This is a genomic window from Myxococcus sp. AM011 (assembly GCF_013372595.1).
Taxonomy (GTDB): Bacteria; Myxococcota; Myxococcia; order Myxococcales; family Myxococcaceae; genus Myxococcus; species Myxococcus eversor.
Genome location: NZ_JABXEM010000005.1, coordinates 64,966 through 80,252 on the forward strand (window position 1 = coordinate 64,966; position 15,287 = coordinate 80,252).

Genomic DNA, 15,287 nt, shown 5'->3' on the forward strand with positions numbered 1-15,287 from the left:
GTCCTCCTGGTGACAGCTTCATCGCCAGGGTAGGGGCGCGAGCACGCTCGGGCTTGAACGAATGCGCCAATCCGCGCGGGGGCCTCAGGCGAACGACTTGAAGTAGTTCGCCATGATGGCGGGATGGTCCGAGTAGAACTTCCCATCCAGGGTGCGGGACAGCGACACCGTGTCTTCGCCTCTCAGGTTCATGGACTCGGTCGCGACCTGCGCGCTGTTGGCAATCAACCCACCCATGTAGTTGTTCTTCGCATTGGTGTTGGAGTGGGACAGCGTATAGACGGGCTTGATGGTGTTGTCCGAGACGGACTCGAAGGAGAAGCGGTTCGGGAAGAACCCGCCGTTCAGCTCGAACGAGTCCATGTTCAGGTCACCCAGCAGCGCGTCGACCTCGTTGTCCCGTGCGAACTGGCCCACCTCCTCGAGCGCCTCCTGCTTCTTGGTGGGGGACGAGAAGCCCGTGTAGGCCGCGTCGAGGTGAACGCCGGCGACTTCGAAATAGACGCGGAACTCGGGCACGATTTTCTGGACGCAGAGCCACTTCTCATCGTGTTTGACGCCCGGGCGGACGAGCGTCCTCGCGTGGTACATGACTTGGGTGATGTATTTCTCGTCGATCAGCACGTAGGCGGCGATCTCATTCTTCGCGTCGACCTGAGGGTCGAGCAGCGCGCGGATGCTGCCGACCTTCCGGTACTTGAGCTCAGGGCAGGGCTGGAGGACTGAGGGGAACGGAGCGTCCTTGAGCTCTTCCGAGAGGAAGATGACCTCGGGAACGAGCCGGCTCAGTTGCACATGCACGTCGATGGGGCTGGCGGCATGGAGCCGCTTCCACTCCACGGAGTTCGTGCACGCCATGATGTGCTTGAGCACGATGTTGTTGTAGCCGGCCAGGATCTCCGATTCATCCAGGGGCGTCGACTTGGCCTCGAAGACCTGCTGACCGGGATAGGGCTTGGTGTTGAACGATGGGAGCGCCTGGGTCGCCGCCAGGTTCGAGCTGGGTGCGAAGATGTTGTTGCCCAGGGGAACGAAGTCCGCCTGGAAGGTCCCTTGCTTCGCGTTGTTCCGGTAGAAGTTGTTCCCCGCATCGAAGGGGATGAAGAGCGTCATGCATTGCATGCGCATGACGCTGGGCGGGACGTACTGCGCCGTGTCGTCGACCACGGTGGGCGTCTCGATGGTCATCTCCGTCTCGAAGACTCCCCCCGAGATATCTGACAACGACTCCGCGGACTGGGTGCGCCGGAGCTTGTGCCGGCCCTTCGAGACGCCGGTGAGTCGCGTGGAGGCCTGGCCGACCCTTCGCTTGTGGTGGTCCAGCTTGCTGCCCTGGTACTTGTAGTCGTCCTGCTTGGGTCGCCTCCCGGCGATGAGGGCGCTGCACTTCCTGCAGACCTTCCTGCTCTCGAAGCTGAAGACGAACGCGTTCTGATGACACCTCTGGCACTTGATGAGCATGCTGCCTCGTTGTCACCGGGGGGGAGGGGGCCGCGACAGCGCGGTGATTCGGGGTCACGGTCGCGCGGGCGCACTTTGCAGCCACCGTGCCGGTAGCTGTCGCAGGGGCTGACTCGGCGCTGCGCGGTCCACCGGAAGCCCGCAGGCAGCTCGCCTCCCCGCCGGTTGCGTCCAGGGCCGACGCTGGTGCGTCCTGGCGCTACGCGAGCCGCGGTGCTCCCGTCAGCCCGAGGACGATGTGCGGGCTCGGAGAGTCGTCACGCGGTGTCACCGGTCGTGAAGATTCGACGCGGGTGGGTGAGGGGCTTTCGGAGGCCTGCTCGTTCTCCTCGGGAGGAAGCGACCCATTTCGGGTGCCTTCCGTGAAGGAGCTCCGACCATGCCGCCGCTCTCGTTCCGGCGCCTCGTGTTGTCCTGCCTCGCGTTGCTGGCCGCCTCGGGTTGTATGACGGGGCCTCACAACGGCACCACCACCGGGGACTCGGTGATTGGCGAGACGTTCCTGTTCGAGGGCTACTACCCCGAGCCGAGCACCCCCGTGTCCCTCCAGGTCTTGAGGGAGCCCCATCTGGACCCGACGGTGGAGTCGAACTGGCAGCAGTTCGCCACGTCCATCACCACCACCACGCCCACTCCGTTCAACCGCCCCGAGCCCCTCTACCACTGGAGCGTCACGGCCGCGCCCGTCCCCAACTCCCTCTTCTCCGCGCGCTGGCCCTCGGGCGGACTGGTGAAGGTGCGCGCCGTCGCCATGGACCCGGATGGGCAGACGGTCCTCTACACGTTCGACGACATCACCTACGCGGACTGCTTCACCCAGAACGCCACCCAGCCCTGGAACACCCTGGGCACCGAGTGTCAGGGCCTGGGCCTCAACCGCTCCGCGCTGGTGTCCACGCGGCTCAACCCCGTGGACCGGCCCATCGCGCAGAGGCCCGAGTTCCTGGGGCGCAAGTCGCCGGGACTGGGCGCCGCGGAGACGCAGCAGTACTACGCGCAAATCCAGGCGCCGGGGACGCTGGAGGCCTTTCGTTCCATCTATGGCTTCGCCGCTGGGGGCGATGTCACGGCCACCTACTACAACGACGGGGACCTGGGACTGGGGCGGGAGATGCATTGCAAGCCGTTCGCGGTCCCCCCGTCACAGGTAGGCCTGGCCTGCTACGTGAGGAACTACGGCGTGCTCGACGGCGAGCCCATCTTCGGTGGCAGCTCCGCCTCCGCGCTCCAGGACGCGGTGGCCCGGACGAACTCCTTCGCCACCGTGGCCATGACGTTCACGCCCCCCGCCAACGCCGCCAACAGCGTGAAGTTCATGGTGTACGACGCCGCGGGCGTCTTGACGCCCACCGCGAAGCTCGACAACACCGGCTTCAACACCTTCGTGCCCGGCAACTGTCTGTCATGCCATGGCATCAAGGCGAACTATGACGCGGCCACCAACTCCGTGGTGGGGCGGGCGCAATTCCTCCCCTTCGACGTCTTCAGCTTCCGCTATTCCACCGCCACGGGCTTCACCCAGTCAGCCCAGGCGGACGCCCTGCGGCGCCTCAATCACCTGGTCACCCTGACGGGGCCCTCTGACGGCATCCGCGAGTTCATCGAGGGCACCTACGCGCCCAAGCTGGTCTCCGACGTCACGGCGGTGGCCAATGACACCTATGTGCCTCCCAACTGGACGAACACCAAGCAGAAGGGACTGGGGCTCTACCGAGGCGTCGTGAAGCCCTACTGCCGCACCTGCCACATGTCCTCCACCGACACCAACCTCGACTTCCTGGACCAGGCGGACTTCAACCTCTACTCGGGGGCCATCAAGGTGGATGTGTGTGGCGCGGACCACTCCATGCCCAACGCCGAGCACGTCATGAAGAAGTTCTGGAAGAGCGGCGCCCGCGCCTATCTGGACCTGGGATTGGACATGCAATCCCCCTGCGGCCCCTGAGGGGTGGCGGCGCTGGGGCTCGCGAGGGCGGGAAGATTTCTCGCGCCGGTCATTCTCGACTCGCAGCCCCGTTGAAGCGCAACCACACCCCACACCGCCGCGGGCCGCGGCAGGGTGACCACCGCCAGCGACCAGCCGCTGACCTGCTACGGACTTTCCGTCACTTGATGCAGAAGAAGGCCCAGTTCAGCGTGTCCCCGCGATTGGCCCACTCGACCTCCTGGCACGACTCTCCGGGCCCGCAGGCCGCATTGCCCTCGCAGCGGCGGTGACACTTCCGGTCGCCCTTCTCCTCCTGGCAATAGAGCTCCTCATCCGGAACGGGCGGTCCACAGACCTGGCTGACGTAGCAGGCCTCGTCGGCGCTCGCGCACTTGTCGGTGAACGAGCAGGCGGCGAGCGAGGAGTTCGGCACCTTGGATTCGTCGTCTCCGCAGCCGGTGAAGGAGGCGAGACAGAGCAGGCTGATGAGGGACAGTCGCATGGTGACTTCCTGGTGAGGGGTGAGCGCTATCGCAGATCTTCCTTCAGCGCGGACTGCATCGCCCGCCTGTTCTCGGGGAAGCCCTGGTTGGGGTAGGGCCGGGCGCCGCCGAGGAGCGGCTCATACTTCTGGTACATGGGGTCCGAGCGCGCGGGCTCCTGCTGGTAGAAGGCGCGGTTGGCCTGGAGCAGGTAGCGGGGAGTCGTCCCCAACGGGGCGTCCTCGCTGAAGGCGATGAGGCCACGCACCTCGGGGTCGCTCATGTACGTCATGAAGGCCTGGGCATCCTCCGCGCACGTCCCCGTGCAGTTCGCGTTGAGCACCAGGGCATCCACGAAGACCGCGGGCGCCGAGCCCGTGCCGAGCGGCACCGAGATGACCGCCGGGAGCGGCTGGGTGGGCCGGGCCTGGCGAATGTAGAACAGGCGCTCGGTGTAGCCCATGAAGCCATTGGCCTGCTCCGTCGCGAAGGCCTCTTCCGCCACGGTATTGCTGTCGTAGCTTCCATCCATGCACGGGTTGATGCCCGGCTCGAGCGAGCAGCTGTCGACGACTGTCTTGAAGGACGCCACCGCGGGCGAGTCCAGTGGCAGGGAGATGGCGGTGGACAGGGACGCGCCCGGATGCGTGTCGGCCCAGGCATCCAGATACGAGGAGGGCAGCGTCCAGCTCCCGTCGAAGTTCGTGGCGAGGGGCCGCTTGCCGGGCGCCACGTCACGGAGGACCCGCACCAGCGACGCCGCATCCGTGGCCGTCTGGAGTTGGGGGCTGTGTGAGTAGACGACGTAGGTGCAGAGATAGGTGGGCGTGCCGTAGCTCGCACCCGAGAGCCGCACGGCCTCCTCGGCGGCGGGATACGAGGGGCCCACCTCGAACGACAGGGGCTGAATCCAGCCCTTCGACGCGAGCGAGCCGAGCACCAGCGTGTCCACCTCCACCACCTGGGCCGCGCCCGTGCCCTGGCCGAGCAACTGGTTCATCGTGCCGCCCTCGTCCAGGTCATAGAGGTCCAGGTTCGAGTCGAACACGATGTCCAGGTCGATGTCCGTGTGCTCCCGCTCGAAGTCGGCCTCGAGCCGCTGCTTGAGGCCCGCGAAGCCATCTCCCGCAGCGTCTGGAATGTAGGGGAAGAGGACGGCCTTCAGGGGCCGGGGAGGCGTGGGCGTGGGGTCGGGTGACTCCGAGCAGGCGCTCAGGGCGAGGACGACGGGGCAGAGCAGGGCTCTCCAATGCATGGCGTGGCTTCCTTGGGAATGTCTTTCGAAAGGAGCCGGAGCGTGCCACGGGTCAGAGCGCGAGTTCCACGCCAAGGCCAGGCGCTACCGACCAGAGCGTCTTGCGGTGGGAGGTGCCCGGATACCACTCGCCGACGAGCTGGACGCGGAAGCGCTCCAGGAAGGCCATGCCCGCGAGCGCCTGGACGACGGGGCGCGAGCAGGCCGTCACCCGGCTGGCGCCGCGTCCCTCGCAGCCTTGTGTCCCATAGCGGTCATTGGCGCTGAACATCCATCCCGCGCGCAGCCCGAAGCGGCTCTGCGCGAGGAAGGACTGGTCCGTGCGCGGCCGGTATTCGAGTCCGCCCACGAGCGCCGCGGAGAAGGACTCGCCACCTCCGGAGGAGAACACGTCCTCGAGTCCCCGGAAGCCGATGGCGCTGGCGAAGCGCAGGCCCGTGGGGAGCTTGGAGGCGAAGGCGCCCAGGCTCAGGCCGACCTCGCTCTGGGTGGGGCCCATGGTGAAGTGCAGCACGGTGTCCGGAGGCGCGAACGCCACGCTGTCCGCCGCGAGCTTTCCCGCGAAGCCGACCACCTGCTTGTCCGCGCCGGACTGCGCCGAGGTGAGCCGGTGCAGGGCGCTTCCAATGGACTCGCGGATGCGGACGATGGCGAGGTCTCCGCGCCCCTGCTCCACGCCGAGGTCGCGGAAATGGAAGCCATAGGCCCCGAGCAGTCGCATCGAGTAGTCCAGCTCCGGCTCCTTCTCGCCCTTCTTCCAGTCCGGCCAGCGGCGCGGCGCGACGCCGGGGACCCTGGGCGGAGGGTGTCCCGCCATGGCGCGGTCACAGTGCCGGTTGCGCCAGGTTGCGCCCTCGGTCTCCTTCTTCGCGGTGCCGCACGCGAAGTAGAGCTGGTCCAGGGACACCTGGAGCAGCGCGCGGAAGTCCGCCAGCGCGTCTCCCTGGCAGGCCTTCGTCGCGTCCGAGGCGCCATCGTAGACGGCGCGCATGCAGGTGAACGGCGCCCACCCGCCGGGCTCCTCCGCGGGCTCGCCGATGGGCTCCGCGAAGCGCGTGCTCCTGTCCGCCACGTCCTCCAGCATCCTGCGGGCGTCGTACATGCCCAGGTAGAAGTCGAACGTGCGGAACTCGGTCTCGAAGAAGCCCAGGAACGCGAAGAGCGGGGCGCTCGCCGCCGGGAAGTGCCGACGCGGCAGGATGAGGTGGCGGGCGATTTCGGGCTCCTCCTCCAGCAACAGGGCCAGCTCCTTCGAGCGAGCCGTGTCCACGAGGGCGGCGATGAGCCCGGCCAGCTCCACCGGCAGGGATGTCGCCGCCGACCGGGCCTCGGCGGGCGGAAGGGAGGGGTACTCGGTGGCGTCGGGGTCGACGAACGCGAAGGTGATGCCCTTGGGCGTGTCGCGCACCCCGGGCGTGGGGACGTCGCGCCAGCGCAGCTTGCCGTCGGAGGCCCGCAGGCCATCCCTGGCGAGCCCCACCGCCAGCCGCAGCGGCGCGTTGTCGAAGATGCCGCCGTCGATGTACCGCGCCGTCCCGGCCTTCTCCTGGGGGCACACCGGAGGCGTGGCCTTGGAGCTGCTTGACTCGCAGGTGGGCAGCTCGTGGGGCGGGAAGGCCACGGGGAACGACATCGACGCGAGGATGAGGTTTCGCAGGTGCTCGAAGGGGATTTCGCCCTGCTCATCCGTGACGAGCAGCGGCTCCATGCGGCGGCTGCCGGGCGTGGTGTAGTTGGTGGCGCGCGGAGGCTTGCCGGGGCCCCGGCCCTGGATGCGGATGGCGAACTTCTCTTCGATGCGCGGCAGTGGCAGGCGGTCGTTCGCGGCCCAGAGGACCCGGGGCTCCGCGCGCGTGGTGGAGACGCCGAGCACCACATCGCACGAGGGAGTCAGTCCCTTCTTCCACACCTCTTCGATTCCGGTCGCGCCGTGCTCCAGCGCATCGCGCGAGAAGATGCCCAGCGGGGACGTGGAGGAGGGGATGAAGAGGCGGTCGAACCCGATGGGAATCCAGGTGCGCCAGAACAGGGACTTCTCGGGAGAGGGCGCTTCGGCGCCGCAGGCGGCCATCACCGCCAGCAGCGAGTTGAGGCTGCCGGCGGAGGCGCCCGTGAGCAGGCGGAGGTCCACCCGTTGGCTCCCCCGTGACGAGGCGAGCGCGTAGTACAGGAAGCCCGCTTCGTACACGCCCAGGGACACGCCTCCGCTCACGGTGAGGGAGACCGCCGAAATCGGCGGGGCGTCCGGGTCGAGTGGCTGGGACTTCGCCGGTGGGGTGATGAGGAGCAGCGCGCACGCGAGAACGAGCGCGGTCGAGGTGGCGACGGAACCCATGGCCGCGGACCGTAGGCCCCCGCTGGTCGGGGCGCATCATCCTTCGATGACTCAAGCCCCCATTTGTCGAGTGTCGCGTCGTCCCCTGGCTTCCGCTCCACCTGTCAGGCGGGCTTCGCCACAATCAAATGCCTGAGGTCTTGGAATGCGTCGACAACCGCCTGAACGACCTCGTAATGCTCCACGCCGAGCTTCAGGTTCAGTGGGATGACGGGAGTGGCCCTGGAGCTCGGGTCTTCGTCCCTTCTCTCGCTGGTCCACCATCGCGCGCTTGGCCCACGACCAGGTCCTCGACGAGCAGCTCGTCACCAACGCGCCGGCGGCGGAGGAGTTCGCCACGGTTACGGGACTGGTAAAAGCAGTAAGGCGAGCGCAAGCTGTGATGGCACGCATTGACGGTACATCTGCATGCCCACGATGCAGCGTGTCCAGGGGGGCTCATGCCGACGCTCAGGTGGTGGGCTGTTCTGCTCATGTTCTCCGCTGGCTGCGCCGGAGCGCCGGAACACATCGGCAGCGGCGATTTGCTCGCCGCGAGCTTGGAGGACTCTGCGGCGTCCTGTGCACAGTCGGCGGGGGAGTCCGAGGAGGGCTGCTATGCCCCGTCCTGTGGCGAAGCAGAGTGTGGGCTGTTCCGATGCGAGGACCTCGCGTCGCCTCCGCTCGCACTGCGGTTTCCGCCCGCGCAGGCCGGCGGCACTACAGCCCGCCTTCAGCGGTACTGGGGTGGCGCAGTGCCGTTACCAGGGCGGCTGCCCGTCTTCGTCATCCCGTGGTACCAGCGCGAGGAGCTGCCGAGCGTCAAGGCGGCGCGGAAGGCCATCGCCGAGTGGACGAGGCGGCCGAAGGAGCGTCACCACATCTTCCCCCGCGCCTTCGCGGGGTACTTCGAGTTCGTCGGCATCAACATCCACCAGTACACTCTGCTGGTCGCGGTCGAGGAACACCAGCGAGTCCACGCGGGCGGGAATGGTGGCCCGTGGAATCGGGACTGGAGGAAGTGGATTGATGCGAACAGGTTTACGGCCACGCGCGACGACCACTTCAAGCAGGGGGGGCGGATGATTTCAAAGTATGGGCTCATCGGAGTGCCAATGACGTACTGGCAGACCCTGCGGCTGTACTCCGCTGGAGAATGAGCAATGCGGTACTACACGCTGCAGGAACGCGAAAAGGTGCGGTGGAGTGGCGGGTACGACATGGGCAGGCGCTGGCACCTGCCCGGCGTTTCGTGCTCCACGTGCGGGAGCACGTGGGGAGGAGGAGGCTATGACTACCCAGCAGTGGATTTGTCGAAGCTGGGGAGGGAGGCCAAGGCGCTTGAGCGCCCCCGGTGCGTCCCTTGGGCCGAATTCACGGGGCTGCGAGCGAGCGTGTTGCCGCTGGTTCCGCCCGGCGCGGTGGTGACGCCGGGGTCGGGCTTTGGCCCGTTGACGGGGCGAGCACAGGGACGGTTCGGCCCCGTGAGCGTCCACATGCCGTGGACGCTGCTGGTGCGACCGGACGTCGTGCGGCGTCTTGACGGACTGACGGGGGTTGTTCCCGTGCCAGCAGCTTTCCGGCGTGCCCGGAGCGACGGTGAACTGCTCGAGTTGCAGGTGATGCCGGGCGGCAAGCTGGTCGGCGAGGACGGCCACAAACCATGCAAGACCTGTGGACGTGCCAGTTGGGTTCTTCCTCCGCCCGAGATGCGGCGCCTGGCGGTTCCTCCATCGGCCGATTTCGCTCGAGCAACAGCGAGTGTGGTGGTTGTCAGCGAGCGTGTTGTCGAGCGGCTTGAGCGGCAGTTGGAAGAGTCCGACGTCGTCGCGCTCGATGTGAGTGGCGCCCCAGGGGCCGAGAAGCGGTCCGATGTCGCCCCGCCCGCATGAACTGGGTGCTCGCGGGATTCAGTCGTCCTCTGGTTTCCGCTCCGCCTGTCAGGCGGACTTCGCCACAATCAAATCCCTGATGCCTCGGAGTGTGTCGACAACCGTCTGGACGACCTCGTGATGCTCCACGCCGAGCTTCAGGTGCAGTGGGATGAGGGGCGTGTCGCTGTTGCTTGGGTCTCGGAGAATCATCGAAGGTGTTCGCAACGCCAGTGGGCTGAGCGCTTCCAGCAGGTGATTCCAGGACTCCGTCTGGCTGGGGAACTCCAGCCAGAGGGGGGTCTCCGCGAGCGTGTGCCACCGCCAAGGGCTCAAGAATAGGTAGAAGTCATGGCCCTCGATTTGGACGGTGCGCCAGTAAGACATCCTGCTGCCTCCGCTCGTTCCCTTCTTGCAGACCTTGGCGGCGACGGCTGCTTCGCAGATTTCGTCGACCAGGGCGCCGAACTGGTAGATTCGCCGGCCGATGTCCGCGGACAGGTCTTCTTGGCGGAGCGGAAGAAACGCCGTGGTGTCCTCTCGGGTGCAAAGCCCCAGCAGTTGATTCAGGTTCTCCGAGGAGGCGTGATCCCCTTGTGCTCGGGCCGTGCTCTGGAGGCTCTCCAGGAATGGTTGCCATGCGGCCAGCACCAGGACCTTCTGGGGACCCATTTGCAGGACAGCAGGCCGCTCGGGACCCACGTCGAACGGGGATCTCTGTTGAAGGTCTTCCTCGCAGCGCAGCCGCAGCTCTCTCCAGAGCATCTGGCGTCTGGCTTCCGGTGCGAGGACGAGCAGTGCGGTGGGCCTGTCGGAAGGGAGTGCATGGAGATAGGTCACCGGTTGTTTATCGGTGAGACCCGCCCAGAACTTGGCCTCGATGAAAAGCACCGGCGCTCCACTTTCGTCGGCGCCACGCAGGTCCGGGCGAGCGGCGTTCTCCTCGCTCCGCTGCGTCGTGAAGGAGACCACCTGGGGCGGAGGGGCGCCCAGACTCTCCATGAAGCGGAGGACCGCCCGCCGCAGGTACTCGTGTCGGCGCAAGATGAATGCGAGTGCTTCCGTGGCCACGTTCTCGGGGTGGGTGCTGAGACGCGTGGCCAGATGCCCGAGGAGACTGTCGTTGGGGTCCATGGTGGGAAAGAACCCTACGGCACGTCTGTCCATTGAAACAGCCGTGAGTCTTTGGGGCCCATGCTCGACAACCGCTACGGAGCTGAAGACAGGGCCTGGTTCACGCTTGGCGCGGACGTGGTGGGCGTGTTCACGGAATGCATGAACAATGACCGGCAACGGGCGGTTGCTCCCCGGGACTCGCTTCTACGGGAAGGTTTGCTACCTGTCCGACAGCATGGGCTGCGCGGATGCGCCGGCGCTCATCGTCCGTTCCGGCGGATACACCGTTGAACGCTGGCCTTGAGCGTCGTGGTGATTGACGTGCGGGAGCCGCCTTGACGCCGGAGCGCGAACCGTCCACGGGTTCGCGCTCCAGCGGGGGTTCCGCCTAGTAGCGGTAGGTGTCCTGCTTGTACGGGCCGCTCTTCTCCACGCCGATGTACGACGCCTGGTCCGGGGTCAGCTCGGTGAGCTGCGCGTTGAGCTTCTTGAGCTGGAGCCGGGCGACCTTCTCGTCCAGGTGCTTGGGCAGCACGTAGACCTTGCCCACCTGGTACTTGTCGCTGTGCGAGTACAGCTCAATCTGCGCGATGGTCTGGTTCGCGAAGGAGCTGGACATCACGTAGCTGGGGTGGCCGGTGCCGCAGCCCAGGTTCACCAGCCGGCCCTTGGCGAGCAGGATGATGCGCTTGTTGTCCGGGAAGATGATGTGGTCCACCTGCGGCTTGATCTCCTCCCACTGGTACTTCTCCAGGGAGGCGACCTCGATTTCGTTGTCGAAGTGGCCGATGTTGCAGACGATGGCCTGGTCCTTCATCTTCGCCATGTGGTCATGGGTGATGACGCTCTTGTTGCCCGTGGCGGTGACGAAGATGTCGGCCTTGTCCGCGGCGTAGTCCATGGTGACGACGCGGTAGCCCTCCATCGCGGCCTGGAGCGCGCAGATGGGGTCGATTTCGGTGACCCACACCTGGGCGGACAGCGCGCGCAGCGCCTGCGCGGAGCCCTTGCCCACGTCTCCGTAGCCGGCGACGACGGCGATCTTCCCGGCGACCATCACGTCGGTGGCGCGCTTGATGCCGTCCACCAGCGACTCCCGGCAGCCGTACAGGTTGTCGAACTTGCTCTTCGTCACGCTGTCGTTGACGTTGATGGCGCGGAACAGGAGGGTGCCCTTCACGGACATCTCCTGGAGGCGGTGCACGCCCGTCGTCGTCTCCTCGGTGACGCCGAGAATCTTCGCCGCCTTGCGCGTGTACCAGGTCGGGTCCTGGGCCAGCTTCGCCTTTATGGAGGCGTACAGCTCGCGCTCCTCCTCGCTCTGGGGCGAGGCGAGCAGGCTCGCGTCCTTCTCCGCGCGCTTGCCCAGGTGCATCAGCAGCGTCGCGTCACCGCCGTCGTCCAGAATCATGTTCGGACCTTCGTGGTCGCTGCCCGCGGGCCCGAACTCGAAGATGCGGTGGGTGAAGTCCCAGTACTCCTTCAGCGTCTCGCCCTTGTGGGCGAACACGGGCGTGCCCGCGGCGACCAGCGCGGCGGCGGCGTGGTCCTGCGTGGAGAAGATGTTGCACGACGCCCAGCGCACCTCGGCGCCCAGGGCCTGCAGCGTCTCCACCAGCACGGCCGTCTGGATGGTCATGTGCAACGAACCGGTGACGCGCGCGCCCTTCAGCGGCTGCTGCTTCGCGTACTCTTCGCGGATGGCCATGAGGGCGGGCATCTCGCTCTCGGCGATACGCATTTCCTTGCGGCCCCACGCGGCGAGCGACAGGTCGGCGACGGCGTGGTCCTGCTTCTGGGTCTGGGGAACAGCGGTCATGGCATGGCTCCTGCTGATGGTTGCGGCGCGAGCTGGCGAGGAACTCCCGAGCCGCCAAAAAGCGGACCCACCCTCGCAAGCAACGCGTCCAGGTGAGTGCCGTTGGGTACCGCGCTTCGAGCCTGGGGCCTGAGGCCTCGCAACACTCCTCGAAGTCACGGGCGAAACTACGAGAAGCCGCCGCGAATTTCAAAGGGAGATTGCCCCCCAGGCCGGCGGGCCGACGGGCGGGGGCACCCCCGCGGGCCGAGAGGGGTGTCGAGTGCTGGACAGGGCCGCCAGGGGGGAGGCAGCATCGCCGCCTTCCAACAACCTCCGAGGGTCGCAATGTCGTCGAAAAGCGCTGGAGCATCTCTGAAGGCCATCAACGAGAACATCCGGGCGGCCTTTGCCCGTCGCGAGCGCTGGGCCGGCCTCGCTCCCCAGGTCTTCGAGACCCTCAAGGGGCTGATTGAGAAGGCGAACCAGGACGCCGGAGCGAAGTCCGAGGGCAGCCTGACGCTCGTCATCGAGCAGGTTCCGCACTGGGATGACTCGAAGGCGTTCGAGGTCCGGTTCCTGGGCCACGACATCGGCCTCGTCAAGGGCAACGGCGCTCCCGCCGGCCCGGTGCACGCGCATGGCGCGTCGATGAAGATCGCCCCGCTGGTGAGCGGCCTGGTGGGCGCGAGCTACACCCCGAGCTTCCTCACCGTGGGTGAGGAGCACTACGGCGACGCCAAGCCGGAGCTGGCGCTGCTGGGTGTCTTCGAGCCGGACGAAGTGGCGAACCCGAAGCTGCTCGCGGAGCTGCTCGACAGCACCGCGTCGCACGCCTCGGTGGACCACTGGGCGAGCGGTGGCACGGTGCGGGCGTCGGGGAGCTAGTCCGCGTCATCCCGGGCCAGGCCGCGGTGGTTCGCGTGTGCCTGGCCCGTGGGCCTTTCAAGGGACGGTGACGGGGTAGCGCTTCTCCAGCGCGTTCCAGGCGGACTCGGAAAGTCCCCAGGGTCCGCAGACCAGTTGCTTCAGGCGTGGGAAGCGGTCGCGATGCCGCGTGAGCGTCGCGGCGCCCTCGTCCGTCAGGATGACTCCCGTCAGGTCGAGCACCTGGAGTGACGGGAAGTGCTCCATGCGGACCAGCCCGTGGCACAGCATGTCGCCGAACGCGCAGTTGCGCAGCTCGAGCTGACGAAGGGAGGGCAGCCCCTTCGCCTCGAAGAGCGGCGCCAGGTCTTCGGGGGTCCACGCGATGTACCACTCGTATTGAAAATCGATGTGCAGCCGTTCGAGTTTGGGGAGGTGTGCCTCCCGAAGGAACTGGAGTCCGGTGCCCTTGGGCACGGGCGCGGGTTTCCACTGCGACAGGTCCGAGGGGCCGCAGGGGATGAGCCCCAGCCAGTGAAGGGAGAGCTCGCGCAGCTCGGGATGCTCGACGTGCACGGCCTGAAGCTCCGTCATCGGGAGCACCAGGGTCTGGAGCTTCGGGTACAGGGCCAGGAGGCGTGAGAGTGAATCCAACTGGACCCAGCGGATCCACTCCCTCCCATTGGGGCAGGAGAACTCCAGGGTCCACTCGCGCAGCGAAGGGCGAGCTCCCGCGCGCTCCAGTGTCTGGAGGAGCGCTTCCAGGGGATTCGAACCCCGGCCGGTGAGCTTGATGCCGAGCGTCTCGAGCAGCGCCGCATCAGGCGATGTGAGCGCGATGTCCAGCAGCGCGAGCCCCGAGTCGGCGCGGCCGAAGTCGTCGAGGTCGAGCGAGAGCCCGAGCAGCTTCGTGCCCTGCCGACGAAGCTCCAGCTCATCGTCATGGATGACGTCCCAGTAGTTCTTCCGGTCGAGGGTGAGCCGCTCCAGCGATGGCGCGAAGCCAGTGTGGCGGATTTCCTCGAGGAGGAGGGGGAGCTGCTCTTCGGAGCCTCCGAGGTCCACGCGCAGGCCCAGCGCGCGAACAGGCTCCTGACGGATGAGCCGCGCGTAGACGCCATGGGCGCGGCTTGCATCCACCGTGACGCGGTCCACGAACCCGCGCGCGAACACGGCATCACCCGGGAGCAACCCGAGCTCCGCGAGCCACGTCGCCTCGTGTTCCGCGAGCAGTGAGGCCTCTCGTGCCCGAAGCGTCTGCGCGGAGGGTTCCGGCTTCATCTTCGCGAGCGCACACTGCACCTGGATGAACTCACCTCGTGGGTCGCCTCGCTCACTCAGGGCCTGCGCGAGTCTCAGGCGAAAGGTGTCATCCACATCGGATGAGAGGGCCGCGAGGTCTTCCGGTGAAGGATTCACTGCCGGACTCTACGGCGCAGCGAGGAGCCCGCCCACCGTCATCATGAAGCGGCACTCCAGTCCCGCCGGTGGGCTCGCGGCGCGTTGTCGTCGGGGGCTACTTCTTCTCCTTCAGGGCTCGGAGCACCTCGCGCGCCGTCTCCGCTGACGATGCCGGGTTTTGGCCTGTGACGAGCCGTCCGTCGCGCACCGCGAAGCTCTTCCACAACGGGCCGGACTCGTAGCGCGCGCCCAGCTCGCGCAGCCGCGTCTCCAGCGGGAAGGGGACGATGGCGTCGAACTTCGCCGCCTTCTCCTCCGCGTTGCTGAAGGCCGCCACACGCTTGCCGTTCACCAGCGGCTTGCCATCCAGGCCCTTCACACCCACCAGCGCCGCCGGGCCATGGCAGACCGCCGCGATGACGGCGCCGCGCGCGTAGCCCGTGGAGAGCAGCTTGTGAAGGGGGACGTGCTTCGCCAGGTCCCACATCACGCCGTGCCCGCCCACCACGAAGTAGGCGTCGTAGGTGTCCTTCACCTCGGCGAGCGTGAGCGTGCGCGCCAGCTTCTTCGTGGCCTGGGCGTCGGCGAGGAAGGCCCGCGTCGTCTCCGTCGACTCCTTCTCGCTGCGCGGGTCCGCGGGAGCCGCGCCTCCCTGGGGCGAGGCGATGTCCACCTGGGCGCCGGCCTGCGAGAACTGCGCGTAGGGCGCGGCCAGCTCCTCGAGCCAGAAGCCCGTCCGCTCCCCGGTATCTCCGAACTGAGAATGACTGGTGACAATCAGCAGGACCTTCACGG

Annotated in this window: 12 protein-coding genes and 1 riboswitch; of the genes, 4 read left to right on the forward strand and 8 right to left on the reverse strand. The window is 67.1% G+C overall.

Annotation, left to right across the window (positions count from 1 at the left end):
- Positions 1 to 84: 84 nt before the first annotated feature.
- The gene (locus HUW62_RS02040) at positions 85 to 1,461 is read right to left on the reverse strand and encodes a hypothetical protein (RefSeq protein ID WP_163867488.1); all 1,377 of its coding nucleotides are present in this window, start codon (positions 1,459 to 1,461) and stop codon (positions 85 to 87) included.
- A gap of 379 nt (positions 1,462 to 1,840) precedes the next feature.
- Here HUW62_RS02040 and HUW62_RS02045 point away from each other — a divergent pair, with 379 nt between their 5' ends.
- Entirely contained in the window at positions 1,841 to 3,406 is a 1,566-nt protein-coding gene (locus tag HUW62_RS02045; RefSeq protein WP_163867489.1) for a hypothetical protein, read from the forward strand.
- Positions 3,407 to 3,566: 160 nt separating this feature from the next.
- Here HUW62_RS02045 and HUW62_RS02050 read toward each other — a convergent pair whose 3' ends face one another.
- Genes HUW62_RS02050 through HUW62_RS02060 form a run of 3 tightly spaced genes read right to left on the reverse strand, consistent with a single transcriptional unit; the run spans position 3,567 to position 7,460 of the window.
- Positions 3,567 to 3,890, reverse strand: coding sequence for a hypothetical protein (locus HUW62_RS02050; RefSeq protein ID WP_163867490.1), 324 nt, complete (start codon positions 3,888 to 3,890; stop codon positions 3,567 to 3,569).
- Positions 3,891 to 3,916: 26 nt separating this feature from the next.
- Positions 3,917 to 5,125: an extracellular solute-binding protein gene (locus tag HUW62_RS02055; RefSeq protein WP_176433417.1), complete on the reverse strand. Its 1,209-nt coding sequence runs from the start codon at positions 5,123 to 5,125 to the stop codon at positions 3,917 to 3,919.
- 52 nt (positions 5,126 to 5,177) lie between these two features.
- Positions 5,178 to 7,460: a patatin-like phospholipase family protein gene (locus HUW62_RS02060; RefSeq protein ID WP_176433418.1), complete on the reverse strand. Its 2,283-nt coding sequence runs from the start codon at positions 7,458 to 7,460 to the stop codon at positions 5,178 to 5,180.
- Positions 7,461 to 7,933: 473 nt separating this feature from the next.
- On the opposite strand from HUW62_RS02060, the gene HUW62_RS02065 reads away from it, so the two are divergent.
- Both HUW62_RS02065 and HUW62_RS02070 read left to right on the forward strand, forming a co-directional pair.
- A complete protein-coding gene (locus tag HUW62_RS02065) occupies positions 7,934 to 8,599 on the forward strand; it encodes a TIGR02269 family lipoprotein (RefSeq protein WP_255203180.1) in 666 nt (221 codons plus the stop codon).
- A gap of 3 nt (positions 8,600 to 8,602) precedes the next feature.
- A complete protein-coding gene (locus HUW62_RS02070) occupies positions 8,603 to 9,331 on the forward strand; it encodes a double-CXXCG motif protein (protein WP_163867494.1) in 729 nt (242 codons plus the stop codon).
- A gap of 48 nt (positions 9,332 to 9,379) precedes the next feature.
- Here HUW62_RS02070 and HUW62_RS02075 read toward each other — a convergent pair whose 3' ends face one another.
- Together HUW62_RS02075 and ahcY are read right to left on the reverse strand one after the other, a co-directional pair.
- Positions 9,380 to 10,444 (reverse strand): hypothetical protein, encoded by a 1,065-nt coding sequence (locus HUW62_RS02075; protein WP_176433420.1) that lies wholly within the window; start codon positions 10,442 to 10,444, stop codon positions 9,380 to 9,382.
- A gap of 370 nt (positions 10,445 to 10,814) precedes the next feature.
- Positions 10,815 to 12,245 (reverse strand): adenosylhomocysteinase, encoded by a 1,431-nt coding sequence (gene ahcY / locus HUW62_RS02080; protein ID WP_163867496.1) that lies wholly within the window; start codon positions 12,243 to 12,245, stop codon positions 10,815 to 10,817.
- A gap of 87 nt (positions 12,246 to 12,332) precedes the next feature.
- A riboswitch (S-adenosyl-L-homocysteine riboswitch) is annotated at positions 12,333 to 12,402 on the reverse strand.
- A 170-nt stretch (positions 12,403 to 12,572) separates the two neighbouring features.
- Here ahcY and HUW62_RS02085 point away from each other — a divergent pair.
- A complete protein-coding gene (locus HUW62_RS02085) occupies positions 12,573 to 13,112 on the forward strand; it encodes a hypothetical protein (RefSeq protein WP_163867497.1) in 540 nt (179 codons plus the stop codon).
- Between the two features lie 57 nt (positions 13,113 to 13,169).
- Here HUW62_RS02085 and HUW62_RS02090 read toward each other — a convergent pair whose 3' ends face one another.
- Positions 13,170 to 14,510 carry a hypothetical protein gene (locus HUW62_RS02090; protein WP_176433421.1) on the reverse strand — a complete coding sequence of 447 codons (1,341 nt, stop codon included), beginning with the start codon at positions 14,508 to 14,510 and terminating at the stop codon, positions 13,170 to 13,172.
- Positions 14,511 to 14,607: 97 nt separating this feature from the next.
- Entirely contained in the window at positions 14,608 to 15,285 is a 678-nt protein-coding gene (locus tag HUW62_RS02095) for a type 1 glutamine amidotransferase domain-containing protein (RefSeq protein WP_368670323.1), read from the reverse strand.
- Between the last annotated feature and the right edge of the window lie 2 nt (positions 15,286 to 15,287).